A 12,083-nucleotide genomic window follows, 5' to 3' on the forward strand; every position below is an offset into this window, starting at 1 on the left:
ACGCTGAGTGAATAGTGAATCTGCGCCAGTCTTCCGGCCTCGCCAGTACCCCTCGCGCTGGCTAGGGTCAGCGCGTGCCAGGAACTCGCCACCGCCCTCGCCAGCCCACCATCCGTGCCACTGCTGCCGCATGCGCCGCGGCCGCCGTCGTCGTCTCGTTGGTGGCGATCGCGCCGGGCGCTCAGGCAACCGGACGCCGACCGCACGCCGGCGCTCACCTCACGGTCGGCACGCTCACCCTCACGGCCTGCAAGGTGCTGCCGCATGCCTTCTGCGGCACGCTCGAGCGGCCCTGGGACCCGACCGGCGCGGTCAAGGGCGACATCGGGATCGGGTTCGCCTTCGTCCCCGCGACCGACCAGGAGGATCCCGTGCTTGGGACGGTCGTGCCGCACGAAGGCGGCCCGGGCTACAGCACGACCGGCAGTGCGCGCGACTACTCGGCGATGTACGGCGCGCTGCTGCGCCGTCGCAACCTGCTGCTGATCGACCAGCGCGGCACCGGCCGCAGCGCCGCGATCAACTGCCCGGCCCTGCAGAACCTCTACGCCGGTGCCTACGACACCGCCGCCGCGAAGTGCGCGAAGAAGCTCGGCGACCACGCCGACCTCTACGGCACGAAGCTGTCCGCCGACGACCAGTCCGCAGTGATCCGCGCGCTGAAGCTCGGCAAGGTCGACCTGTACGGCGACTCCTACGGCACCTTCTTCACCCAGGTCTTCGCCGGTCGCCATCCGCACCAGATCCGCAGCATCGTGCTCGACAGTGCCTACCCCCCGACCGGCGAGACGCAGTGGTATCCGACCCAGACGCACGCGATGCGCACGTCGTTCGCGACCGCGTGTCGCCGCTCGACGGCCTGCCGCACCGCGCACGGGAAACCCATGCAGCTGCTCGAGAGGGTGCTGAAGCAGGTGCGCAAGAAGCCCTACCGCGGGATTGCCTACGACGCTGATGGTGTGCGTCACCACGCCGTCGTCAACGGAGCGGCACTCGTCGCGGTCGCCTTCGGTGCGACGTACGGACCGGAGTACTACCGGGAGTTCACCGCCGCCCTGCGCTCCGCATTGCACGGCGACCGGGCACCGTTGTTACGGCTGGTCGCGGAGAACGTCGATCCTTCGTCGTACGACGGCGCGCCCACCGGCTACAGCGAAGGCCTTGACGCCGCGGTCAGCTGCGAGGACTACCCGCAGCTCTACGACATGGCCGACCCGCCGAGCGAACGGCTGACTCAGTACAAGGCCGCGATCGCGCACGAAGAAAAGGTCGACCCGAAGGTCTATGCGCCGTTCACGATCACGGAGTACCTGCACTCCGTGTGGGCGGAGGCGAACTGGTGCCTGAAGTGGCCGTCACCCGCTCCGGCCTACGCGGCCGGGCCGCCGGCACCGCCGTCCGGGCACTACCCGTCGGTCCCGACCCTGATCCTGACCGGTGAGCTCGACTCCATCACGACGCCGAAGGAAGGCGACTTCGTCAAGGCGGAGTTCCCGGACTCCCGGCACGTCATCATCGCGAACAGCTTCCACGTGACAGCGGAGGACGACACCGACGGCTGCAGCAGCTCGATCGTGCGCGCGTTCATCACCCACCCGAAGCACTTGTCGAAGGCCGAGCTCGCGTGCGCGAAGAAGGTCGCGCCGGTGCGCACCCTGGGTCGCTACTACCCGTCGTTCACCAAGCAGGTACCGGCCGTCGCGCTCGCGGGAAACGCGGTCGGCGAGCTCGGCCGGAGAGCTGCGGCGGCAGCGGCGGAGACGATGGCCGACCTGCAGGACCGCTGGTACAACAACTACTCCGGTCACGGCGTCGGCTTGTACGGCGGCACGTTCCGCTACACCGGCGGCCTGCACACCGTGCGCTTCACGTTCCATCGACTCCGGCTCGACCGCAACCTGGCGATCAGCGGGACGATGACCTGGCGGCCCTACCTGCACACGCTGTCGTGCACGCTGACCGTTCGACGCGTCGACGGCGCCGGCAAGACGGTGCGCGGCTCGATCGTCAACGGCACGGTGAACGGGCACTGGAACACGCGGCGCAAGGGTGCCCGCGCAACTCTCACCGGCGCACTGGGCGGCCGCGCGCTCGTGGTCTCGATGCTCGCGCCGTAGCGGTTACGAACCGGGGCGCACGTCGTGCCGGTACGCCTGCGCGAGCAGTCGCGCATACGCGGTTGCGCCGGCCGGTCGGAGATGAAGATCGTCCGGGTAGAGCCAGTCGTGGTGACGACCGGCGATCGCGTTCCAGTCCAGCACGCGCGCGTTGGCATACCGCGGCACGATCCGCGCGATGGTCGCGTTGTTCGGCTTCTGCCAGGCATGGTCGTACGGATCGAGATGGTCGTTGAGCACCAGCACCAGCCGGGCACCGGACAGGTCCTGAAGGGTTCGCACGAGGTCGGCGGGTTTGATCAACCCGTTGTTGCCGAGATGCAGGACGACGTACGGCTGGAGCTTGCCTGCTTTCGCCGCGGCGCGCACGTCGGCAAGGATCGGATCGGGCTGGCGGCCGACGACGGCGTCGATCGAGCCGCCGGGGAAGATCTTCGACAGCGCCGAGCGTGCTCCGAGCAGGACGGAGTCACCGAAGCCGCTGAGCTTCGGCAGCGCGGTGGCGCGCCGCGCGCCGCTCCTGCCGTCCGAGCGCGGGTGGTGGGAACTCCCCGGACCCGGAGCCGACGAGTGGTGGCTGGCGGCGACACTGCCGGACAGCGAAAGGTCGCGACCGCCCACGCCGGCCCCCACGGCAGCCGGCGGGTTCGGCGCCGCCGGACCGACCACGATCACGAGTGCCGCGAAGCCGAGCAGGACCGCCAGTGCGACCGGTCCGGCAACGCCGGGCCGCGGCGGAACGTCGCGCCAGCGGGTCCGGACCGCCTCGCGGGCCCGCGCGGCGACGGCGACGAAGCCCAGCCGGCGCACCGGTGTCTCGATCCACCGATACGTCGCGTCGGCCAGCGCGATGGTCAACCCGACCCGTAGCAACTGGTCCAGCCAGGTCGGCATCGTCGTATCGATGCCCGGCCGGGTCACGACCGCGATCGGCCAGTGCCAGAGATAGATGCTGTACGAGCGGACCCCGATCCAGCGCAGCAGCGGTGCATCGAGAGCCTTACCGAGCGCGCTGTCCGGCTGCGTCGCGACCGCGACAACCATGGCGACGAGGACCGACACGAGCAAGAAGTCGCCGCGATACAGGCTGTGCGAGTATTCCGCGACCCGCCACAGGAGTACGCCGACGCCGGCGAGCGCCAGCGCCCCGGCCGCCTGTCCGAGCCACCATCGCCACCGTTGCGTTCGATCGGCCCCCAACCGGCCGCCGGCGGCCGCCCAGGCGCCGAGTGCGGCGCCCAGCAGCAAGCCCATGCAGTGCGTGTCCGTGCCGTAATACAGCAGCGAGCCGTCGTTGCCGTACGGCACGTCGTGCAGGTCGGCCAGCCACCACATCAACCCGGTGGAAGCGAAGGCGATCAGCACGGCCACAACACAGATCCGTCCGACCGCGCGCCGCCGAGACCACCCATGCCTGGCGATCGACCGCCGCCCACCGGCCAGCAACGCGGCCGCGATGACCGGCCAGAACAGGTAGAACTGCTCCTCGACGCCGAGCGACCACAGGTGCTGCAGCATGCTCGGGCGGCCGGTCGCGACGAAGTAGGACTGGTGATCGAAGGCGAGCCACCAGTTGGCGCCGAACACCGAGGCGGCGAGCACCCCGCCGCGGACGGTTGCGAGCTGGTCCCGCCAGACCAGGGCCGCGACGCTGACCGAGGAGAGTACGACGGCCAGTGCAGGCAACAGTCGGCGGGCGCGGCGCCGGTAGAACCGCGCCACGTCGATGCTGCCGACGGCGAGGAACTCCTGGGCCAGAAGTCGCGTGATCAGATAGCCGCTGATGACGAAGAAGATGTCGACGCCGAGGAAGCCGCCGGGCAGAGCGAACGGCGCGAAGTGGTAGACGACCACCGCGATGACGGCGATCGCCCGCAGGCCGTCGAGCCCGCTCCAGTGCGACGCAGAGCGCACCCCGTCGTTCACCGTGCCTACCTTGCTGAGCTCGTCCCGCACCACCCGCCGTACCTCTAGACGCTCGACCCGCGGCTGCGGTTGTGAGTGCCGGCGCCGTACCGTCGTCCCATGGACGTGGCCGAGGTCTTCGCGGCGCCGAAGGCGCTGATCCGGCACGGCTGGCTGCGTACGGTCGGCGCCGACGGGTTGCCCGGCGTGCAGTTCACCGACCCGCCCGGCGACCCGGGCCTGTACGGACCGGACAGCGCGATCTGGTACGTGCACGGCGACGTTGCCGGCCTGGTCGGCGGGCTGGCCGGGCTGCTACTCGGCGGGCTGCACCAGCCCACCATCTACGGCACGAACCAGCACTCCTCCTACAGCGACGACCCGCTCGCCCGGCTCGGCCGGACGGCGTCGTTCGTCAACGCGATGACCTGGGGATCGATGCCGGTGGTGGAACGGACCTGCGGCATCGTCCGCACCCTGCACCGCCAGGTCCGGGGCACCATGCCCGACGGCCGGGCCTACTCCGCAGACGACCCCGAGCAGCTGGTCTGGACCGCGGTGACCCAAGCGCACTGCATCATGCTCGCCCACCAGCGTTACCACCCGCACCCCGTCACCGGGGCGCGGATCGATGAGTACTACGCCGAGTACTCGCAGTTCGCGCTGCGGCTCGGGGCGCCCGGTCCGGTGCCGTCCACCCGCGACGAGGTGACGGCGTACTTCGAGCGGATGCGCCCGCAGCTCTGCTGCTCCGAGGAGACCGCCAATCTCGCGGACTTCTTCCGCCGGCCCTTCGGGGCCGATCCGGCGTCGAAAGCTGCCAGCCTGGTGATCACGAGGGCCGCCTTCGACGTGCTGCCGGACTGGGCACGACGGCTGTACGGCGAGCGCGCGAGCGTCTTCACCGCGCTGCCACGGGTGGCCGAGCAGCAGGCCACCCGACGGGCAGCGCAGACGTTGCTCGCGGCGTTGCGCTGGAGCCTCGGTGAGCCCAGGTTCCAGATCGAAGCGCGGGCCCGCTGCCTGGCCGAGCCGACCGGCGCCGCCGCCAACGACGGGTAGCGCGAGCTAGACGATGCCGCCCTTCGCGCCGACCAGATACCAGTAACCGCCGAATCTCAGCAGGCCTTCACCCTTGGTCTGCCCGGCCTTGGTGTCCTTGTAGTAGGTGTAGAGCGGGCGTCCGTAATAGCTGACCTGGTGGCCCTTGATCAGCTTGAGGTGGCGGCGGCTGACGCCCGCCCCGGCCTTCGGCAGATGCGTCGCGGTGACCGGTGGCCACTTCTTGCGACAGCCCGGCCCACAATGCGAGTGGTTCGTGGTGTCCGAGGTGAACAGGTAGAGCGAATGGCCGTTGGCCCCGACCAGCACCGTGCCGCGCGAGGTCTGCCGCAGGCTGATCATCGACCCGACGTGCCTCGACCCGACGTGCTTCGCGGCCGGCGCAGCATGAACGGCCGTGGGGCCGGCCGCGGCCGCAGTCGCGGCCAGACCGGCACCTGCGACGAGCGCGAGAGCGCTCATGGTCACTCCCGCGATCCGAACCCGTACCTGCACCCGATCTCCCCTCCTCGTCGCTAGCGTTGGGGGCGCTCAGCTCGCCGCCGCTCAGACTCACGTCCGATCCGGCACGCCGGTTCAGCCACGGCTAAACCTGTGGGGCTTGCCCGGGTGGTGCCGTTAAAGTGCTTAATGTCCGGAACGATCACGGGGAGGTGCGGCACGTCATGATCGAGGCCACTGGCCTGACCAAGCGCTACGGAAGCACGCTCGCCGTCGACCACCTCAGCTTCACCGTCCAGCCCGGAATGGTGACCGGCTTCCTCGGCCCCAACGGGGCCGGCAAGTCGACCACGATGCGGCTCATCCTCGGCCTGGACCGGCCCTCCGACGGCAGCGTCACCGTCAACGGCTCGCCGTACCGCTCCCATCGCCGCCCGCTGTACGAGGTCGGCGCGCTGCTGGAGGCGCGCGCGATCCATGGCGGCCGCTCCGCCTACAACCATCTGCTCGCGGTCGCGCAGACGAATCACATCGACCGCAAGCGGATCGACGAGGTCCTCGAGCTGGTCGGCCTCACGTCGGTCGCCAAGAAGCGGGCGAGCGGCTTCTCGCTCGGCATGGGCCAGCGCCTCGGGATCGCGACCGCGCTCCTCGCCGATCCCTCGATCCTGATCCTCGACGAGCCGGTCAACGGGCTCGACCCCGAAGGCATCCTGTGGGTTCGCAACCTGCTCAAGCACTTCGCCGGGCAGGGCAAGACGGTTTTCGTGTCGAGCCACCTGATGAGCGAGATGGCGCTGACCGCCGACCACCTGATCGTGATCGGCCGGGGCAAGCTGATCGCGGATGCCTCGACCGAGCAGGTCATCCAGATGAGCTCGTCCTCGTTCGTGCGGGTGCGCTCACCGCAGGCCGGCGCGCTCGCCGGGCTGATCTCTTCGCACGGTGGCGAGGCCAAGCCCGCGAACGACTCAACCCTCGAGGTCACCGGGATGACCACCGAGGCGGTCGGAGAGCTCGCCGCCGCCAACGGCATCGTGCTGCACGAGCTCGTGCTCGCCCAGGCCTCGCTGGAGACGGCGTTCATGGAGCTGACCGAGGACGCCGTCGACTACCGCGCCCCCGGCACCTCCGCCACGGCAGCGAGCACCACCGGCGAAGGGAGCCCGGCATGATCGACCTCGCCCTCTTCCGCGACTCGCTCGCCTCCGAGTGGACCAAGCTGCGGTCGGTGCGTTCGACGTACTGGTCGATCCTGATCGCGATCGTCCTCGGCGTCGGGCTCTCGGCGGCAATCGCGGGCGCCACTGAGCACGCCTACCCGCAGATGTCGGCCTCCGACCGGGCGACGTTCGACCCCACCTCGACGAGCACCGCCGGACTGTTCTTCGCCCAGCTCGCGCTCGGCGTCCTGGCCGTCCTCGCGGTGTCGTCCGAGTACAGCACCGGCACCATCCGCACAACGGTCGCCGCGACCCCGCAGCGCGGGTACGTCGTCGCCGCGAAGGCGTTCGTCCTCGCCGTCCTCAGCTTCGTGGTCGCGACTGCGATCGGGTTCATCGCCTTCTTCATCGGGCAGGCGATCTTCACCGGCCACAACCTCAACGTCACGCTCAGCCAGCCGGGCGTCCTGCGCGCGGTCCTCGGCGTCGGGCTGTACATGGCGGGGCTCGCGCTCCTGGCGATCGGCCTTGCCCTGATCGTCCGCCACACTGCCGGCGCCATCACCGTGCTGGTCGGGATCGTGTTCCTGCTCCCGGTCGTACTGGGCGCGCTACCTCGCAGCTGGCACCACAACCTGGTGCGCTTCCTGCCCGCCAACGCGGGCGGCTCCATCACTCAGGTGATCTACGACCATTACACGAACCTGGCCCCCTGGGCGGGGTTCGGCGTCTTCCTGCTCTGGGTCGCGCTGTTCATCGGCGTCGGCTGGTACCTGCTGCGCACCAGAGACGTCAAGTAGGCCAGCGACCGGCTAGAGCTTCTCGGCCCGGGCGCAGCCGGGCCAGGCGCGCCAGCCGTCCTGGGCGTGAAGCTTGCGGGCCGCGTGGTTCTGCATCAACGGCTTGGCGTGATCCGGCCGGCCCTTGTAGCCGAGGCCGTGCCAGGTCCGCAGCGAGAACTGGTAGGCGCCGTAGTAGCCATTACCGGTGTCGGCGCGGTAGTTGTCACCCGACTCGCAGACCCGCAACCGATGCAGCTTGGTGGCAAGAGAGTCGGAGGCGGAGACCGGGGTTGCGGCGACGATGCCGGTCGCGAGCAGGCCGGCGGTCAGCGCGACCACCCCGCTGCGCGGATTCCACAGCTGCACGGCTGCTCTTCCTCGGACGCCGGCGAAGTTAGCTGTCGGGTTCGGGCGCGAGTCTCGCCCGGCCGCTGATGCGGCTTCACCCCGAGGACATCGCCGAGGCGACGTCCGAGGATTTGGGTCCTCCGCTCCCGCCCACGTCTGGTCCTGCCGGGCAGCGGTGGTGGCGGGATTAGGCGTCCACGCTGTCGGTCGCCCGAAGGGGCGACTGCGACGGACGTTAGCGACCGAAGTGGATCTTGAAAAGAGCCGTATGCCCCCGATTGGGGACAGCCTGTTACTGCTGTTACACGCGCCCGGGAATGCCGGTTTTTTGGCATCCCGAATAGGGTTCGGCCATGACCGCACCCGTGATCGACGGCGCTGAGCTGGCCCGCAAGGCGCACCGGACGCTCGAACCGCTGCACATCATCGTGTACTTCTCGCCCGAGCCGTCCGAGGCCTATGCCGAGCTCGGCATCAAGGGGAGCATGCGCGGCTACTTCGCCTCCCGGTCGGCGGCCCTCGGCCGGGTCCCGGCGGAGGTCGTGATCGCCACGTTCTTCAACTTCTCGCCCGATCGGGTCCGCCGGGCGATCCCCGCGGTCTGGGACGTCACGACCCCGGAAGCGGTGCTCGAGGCCAGGCTCGCCGGGGCCGACCGCGCCTATCGGCGGATCCTCGGGGCCGAGCTGCTCGGCTCGGATGCGATCGCCGAGGCAGCGGCGCTGGCCCGGGAGGCGACCACGGTGCTCGGAGCCGAGGGCCATCCCCTGTACGCCGCTCACGCCGCACTGCCCTGGCCGGAGCCGCCACACCTGCAGCTGTTCCACGCGCAGACCCTCCTGCGGGAACACCGCGGTGACGCCCACATCGCCGCCCTCGTGCTCGCCGGCCTCGGCCCGGTCGAGGCGATGATCAACTACGAACCGGTTGCAGACGGGCTTGCCACGTTGATGCAGCGCGAGACCCGGGGCTGGCCCGATGAGGCATGGGAAGCCGCCGCCGACCGCCTGCGCGACCGCGGCCTGCTGGCCGCCGACGGCACGCCGACAGAGGCGGGCGCCGCGCTGCGGGCCACGATCGAAGCCCAGACCGACGCGGCGGATGCAGCGCCGTACCTGCATCTCGGCGTCGAGCGAACGCAGCGGCTTCGCGAGCTGGCCCGGCCATGGTCGCGGGCGATCGCCCAGTCGTTGTTCGGAGGTACGCCGTGACCGAACCGGACTTCACCGGGCAGGTGGCCTGGGTCACCGGCGGGGCTCAGGGCTTCGGCGCCGGCGCAGCCCGCCGGCTGGCCGGCCTCGGCGCACAGGTCGCCGTCTCGGACATCAACCGTGAGTCCGGGGAGCGGGTGGCCGCCGAGATCGGCGGGGTGTTCGTGCCCTGTGACGTCTCGGACCTCGACGACTGCCGGGCAGCCGTCGACGCGGTGCTCGAGCGGTTCGAGCGGCTCGACCTCGCGTTCCTCAATGCGGGGATCGCGACCGGCTGCGGGCTCGGCGAGGACTTCGACCTGGCCGCCTACCGGCGCGCGATGGGGGTCAACCTCGACGGCGTGGCGTTCGGAGCGCACGCCTGCTTCGGCCCGATGAAGGCCGCCGGCGGCGGCTCGATCGTGGCGACCGCGAGCCTCGCCGGGCTGACCGGAACCGGCTTCGACCCGATCTACGGCGCGAACAAGCACGGTGTCGTGGGCCTCGTGCGCGCGATCGGCGAGGACTGGCCGCAACACGGGATCCGGGTCAACGCGATCTGCCCGGGCTTTTCCGACACCGCGATCGTCGACCCGCTCCGCGAGCTGCTCGCGACCGAAGGTCTCGCGCTGATCCCGGTGGACATGGTGGTCGACGCGTTCCTCGCCGCGGCGACCAGCGGGCGCTCCGGCGAGTGCTGGTACATCCAACCGGGCCGCCCCGGCGAGGTCTTCCGCTTCCGCGGGATTCCCGGGCCACGGGTCGACTGACCGGCCGCGTGGCGGAATACTTGCTCTCGCAACTACGTTGCAGGCGTCGACTTCGACAGGAGGCATGAGATGCCCGCGGTAACCGTTGACGACCTGAGCACACTCGCCCGCGTACCCGTCCTCGAGGTGGCGAGCGCTGCCCCGCGTCCGGTGAAGGGTGTGACCGACGCGCCGCGCGGCTTCGAGGGCGAGGGCTTCCCGGTACGTCGCGCGTTCGCCGGCGTCGACCTCGCGGACCTCGACCCGTTCGTGCACATGGACCAGATGGGCGAGGTCGAGTACGCGCCGGGCGAGGCGAAGGGCACGGCCTGGCACCCGCACCGCGGGTTCGAGACCGTGACCTACATCATCGACGGCACCTTCGAGCACCAGGACTCGAACGGAGGCGGCGGCGTCATCACCAACGGGGACACCCAGTGGATGACCGCCGGCGGAGGGATCCTGCACATCGAGCGGCCGCCCGAGGCGCTGGTCGCCAGCGGCGGCGTGTTCCACGGGATCCAGCTCTGGGTCAACCTGCCGCGAGCCCAGAAGCTGGTTGCGCCGCGCTACCAGGACCTGCGTGGCGGTCAGGTCGGGTTGCTGACCTCGCCCGATGCCGGCGCCCTGATCCGGGTCATCGCCGGCGAGATCGACGGCCACGCCGGTCCCGGTTCGACCTACACCCCGATGACGATGGTGCACGCGACGGTCGCACCCGGCGCGTCTCTGACGTTGCCGTGGCGCACCGACTTCAACGCCTTGGGTTACGTGCTCGCCGGCCGTGGCACCGCCGGCCCGGAGCAGGTCGAGATCAGCACCGGCCGGCTCGTGGTCTTCGGGTCCGGCGGCAGCATCACCGTGTCGGCCGCCGCGGGCCAGGACGCCCGGCATGCCGCCGGCCTCGACATCCTGCTGCTCGGCGGTCAGCCGATCCGGGAGCCGGTCGCGTGGATGGGCCCGTTCGTGATGAACACCAAGGCCGAGGTGCTGCAGGCGTTCGAGGACTACCAGGCCGGGCGGCTCGGCTCGATTCCCGCCGTGCACGGCGCACCGACTGACCTCGTCACCGGCTGACCGCTCATCTCCCGCCGACCCGGCGGCGGATCCGCCGGCGCACTCGTGCCACGACCCCGGCTCTGGGTGGCGGTGCCGGCGTGGACGCCGACCCGCTGGTCTCGGCAGTGGCCACCTCGGCCTCCAGCTCCGCCATCCGCAGCACAGCTCGGTCGAGCAGGTTGCGAAGCGCTGAGCGCTCCTGGCGAACCCGCCACAGCATCTCGTCCGGGTCGACCGGTACGTCGAGCTGCGGCACGACGAGCTCGCGGGTGCGTACCTCGGCGTACCAGTCGGGGACCTCGCCGCTTCGCCAGTGCTCGAGCTCCCCATGCGGGTCGACCACGTCCACCCCGGCGCCCGGATCGGCGAGGAACTCGCTTTCGGCCTTCGTGGCCGCCCAGAACGCGGGCGGTAGCTCGTAGGCGTCGGCGAGCTCGGGCCGCTCGGCGTACCGGGGTTCGGCCGGCTTCAGCGCCGCGATGAGCGGCCGGCCACCCCCGTCAACCGTCCCGAGCGAGAGGTCGAGCCGGTTGATCCGGCGCAGCACCTCGACGTCGACACCCATCGACACGTTGTGCGTCCGGGCCGGCCTGAGCCCGGCCGGCCAGGTCAGCCCGGCAAGCTCGCTCAGGTCCTGGGCAAGGTCGTCCTCCGGCGGGTTGGTGCGGACCACGCGAATGATGTGGCGCGCGGCGGGGATCAGCTCGGTCAGCTGCTGCAGCCGACCCTCGGCGAGCGATGCGAACGCCATGATGTCCTCGGCCGCGTCACGTGGGTACTGGCTGGAGCCGTGCTTGACCAGCTCCTGCCACCCTGAGCACCACCGGTGCACCGGGCGAGTGGCCGTGAACACCGCGGTGACATCGTGACCCGAGAGCAGGGTGCCGAGCCGGTCGACGTCCTCCGGCTCGACCCGGTCGAGCTCCTCGGTCGAGATCAGAAGCGTCTGAACACCGCGCCGCTCGGCCGCCTTGAGCACGTCGGCGAGGTCGCCCTTGTGCGCGCTACGGGTCGCCGACCAGATCAGGTCGTTGGCCCGGCGCTCGGTGAACGCGACCAGCAGCGGCCAGACGAAAGCGTGATGGCCCGGGTGGCGGGCGCCCTTCTGGCCCGGATACCAAACGCCTTCGCCACCGCGAGCGAAGGCCTGCCGCCACATGTGCTGCACCGATGTCGTCCCGGACTTGTGCAGGCCGGCATGCAGCACGATGCGCATCCGCACAGGTTACGGACCGTAGCCGGCCGACGCCGGGTGCCGGGTGCGAGC

The 12,083-nt window shown here is 70.5% G+C and carries 11 protein-coding genes and 1 riboswitch; of the genes, 7 read left to right on the forward strand and 4 right to left on the reverse strand.

What is annotated here, in order from left to right; translation table 11 throughout:
* The first annotated feature begins 74 nt into the window (after positions 1–74).
* Positions 75–2,117 (forward strand): alpha/beta hydrolase, encoded by a 2,043-nt coding sequence (locus tag VME70_14910; protein ID HTW21487.1) that lies wholly within the window; start codon positions 75–77, stop codon positions 2,115–2,117.
* A 3-nt stretch (positions 2,118–2,120) separates the two neighbouring features.
* Here the strand turns inward: VME70_14910 and VME70_14915 are convergent, their stop codons facing one another.
* The gene (locus VME70_14915; protein HTW21488.1) at positions 2,121–4,076 is read right to left on the reverse strand and encodes an acyltransferase family protein; all 1,956 of its coding nucleotides are present in this window, start codon (positions 4,074–4,076) and stop codon (positions 2,121–2,123) included.
* 66 nt (positions 4,077–4,142) lie between these two features.
* Here VME70_14915 and VME70_14920 point away from each other — a divergent pair, with 66 nt between their 5' ends.
* Complete coding sequence (locus VME70_14920) at positions 4,143–5,084, forward strand: oxygenase MpaB family protein (protein ID HTW21489.1); 942 nt, start codon at positions 4,143–4,145, stop codon at positions 5,082–5,084.
* Between the two features lie 6 nt (positions 5,085–5,090).
* Here the strand turns inward: VME70_14920 and VME70_14925 are convergent, their stop codons facing one another.
* Positions 5,091–5,546: a hypothetical protein gene (locus VME70_14925; protein ID HTW21490.1), complete on the reverse strand. Its 456-nt coding sequence runs from the start codon at positions 5,544–5,546 to the stop codon at positions 5,091–5,093.
* Between the two features lie 203 nt (positions 5,547–5,749).
* Between VME70_14925 and VME70_14930 the strand changes: the two genes are divergently transcribed.
* Complete coding sequence (locus VME70_14930) at positions 5,750–6,700, forward strand: ATP-binding cassette domain-containing protein (GenBank protein HTW21491.1); 951 nt, start codon at positions 5,750–5,752, stop codon at positions 6,698–6,700.
* A complete protein-coding gene (locus tag VME70_14935; GenBank protein ID HTW21492.1) occupies positions 6,697–7,488 on the forward strand; it encodes an ABC transporter permease in 792 nt (263 codons plus the stop codon). The genes VME70_14930 and VME70_14935 overlap by 4 nt, the downstream gene beginning before the upstream one ends.
* A gap of 12 nt (positions 7,489–7,500) precedes the next feature.
* Here the strand turns inward: VME70_14935 and VME70_14940 are convergent, their stop codons facing one another.
* The gene (locus tag VME70_14940; GenBank protein ID HTW21493.1) at positions 7,501–7,836 is read right to left on the reverse strand and encodes a transglycosylase family protein; all 336 of its coding nucleotides are present in this window, start codon (positions 7,834–7,836) and stop codon (positions 7,501–7,503) included.
* A 2-nt stretch (positions 7,837–7,838) separates the two neighbouring features.
* Positions 7,839–8,022, reverse strand: a riboswitch (cyclic di-AMP (ydaO/yuaA leader).
* Between the two features lie 149 nt (positions 8,023–8,171).
* Between VME70_14940 and VME70_14945 the strand changes: the two genes are divergently transcribed.
* The 3 genes from VME70_14945 (at position 8,172) to VME70_14955 (ending at position 10,834) form a co-directional block, all read left to right on the forward strand.
* Positions 8,172–9,029 carry a hypothetical protein gene (locus VME70_14945; protein ID HTW21494.1) on the forward strand — a complete coding sequence of 286 codons (858 nt, stop codon included), beginning with the start codon at positions 8,172–8,174 and terminating at the stop codon, positions 9,027–9,029.
* Positions 9,026–9,778, forward strand: a complete 753-nt coding sequence (locus VME70_14950) for an SDR family NAD(P)-dependent oxidoreductase (protein ID HTW21495.1) — start codon at positions 9,026–9,028, stop codon at positions 9,776–9,778. The genes VME70_14945 and VME70_14950 overlap by 4 nt, the downstream gene beginning before the upstream one ends.
* 69 nt (positions 9,779–9,847) lie before the next feature.
* Positions 9,848–10,834 carry a pirin family protein gene (locus tag VME70_14955; GenBank protein HTW21496.1) on the forward strand — a complete coding sequence of 329 codons (987 nt, stop codon included), beginning with the start codon at positions 9,848–9,850 and terminating at the stop codon, positions 10,832–10,834.
* Between the two features lie 4 nt (positions 10,835–10,838).
* On the opposite strand, the gene VME70_14960 is transcribed toward VME70_14955, so the two are convergent.
* The gene (locus tag VME70_14960) at positions 10,839–12,032 is read right to left on the reverse strand and encodes a hypothetical protein (GenBank protein ID HTW21497.1); all 1,194 of its coding nucleotides are present in this window, start codon (positions 12,030–12,032) and stop codon (positions 10,839–10,841) included.
* Between the last annotated feature and the right edge of the window lie 51 nt (positions 12,033–12,083).

Source organism: Mycobacteriales bacterium (genome assembly GCA_035504215.1).
Lineage (GTDB): Bacteria > Actinomycetota > Actinomycetes > JAFAQI01 > JAFAQI01 > DATAUK01.

Excerpts from the sequence above, each read along its gene's own strand:
- VME70_14920 (HTW21489.1), top strand. The coding sequence starts at position 4,143 with ATGGACGTGGCCGAGGTCTTCGCGGCGCCGAAGGCGCTGATCCGGCAC.
- VME70_14925 (HTW21490.1), bottom strand. The coding sequence starts at position 5,546 with ATGAGCGCTCTCGCGCTCGTCGCAGGTGCCGGTCTGGCCGCGACTGCG.
- VME70_14930 (HTW21491.1), top strand. The coding sequence starts at position 5,750 with ATGATCGAGGCCACTGGCCTGACCAAGCGCTACGGAAGCACGCTCGCC.
- VME70_14935 (HTW21492.1), top strand. The coding sequence starts at position 6,697 with ATGATCGACCTCGCCCTCTTCCGCGACTCGCTCGCCTCCGAGTGGACC.
- VME70_14945 (HTW21494.1), top strand. The coding sequence starts at position 8,172 with ATGACCGCACCCGTGATCGACGGCGCTGAGCTGGCCCGCAAGGCGCAC.
- VME70_14955 (HTW21496.1), top strand. The coding sequence starts at position 9,848 with ATGCCCGCGGTAACCGTTGACGACCTGAGCACACTCGCCCGCGTACCC.
- VME70_14960 (HTW21497.1), bottom strand. The coding sequence starts at position 12,032 with ATGCGCATCGTGCTGCATGCCGGCCTGCACAAGTCCGGGACGACATCG.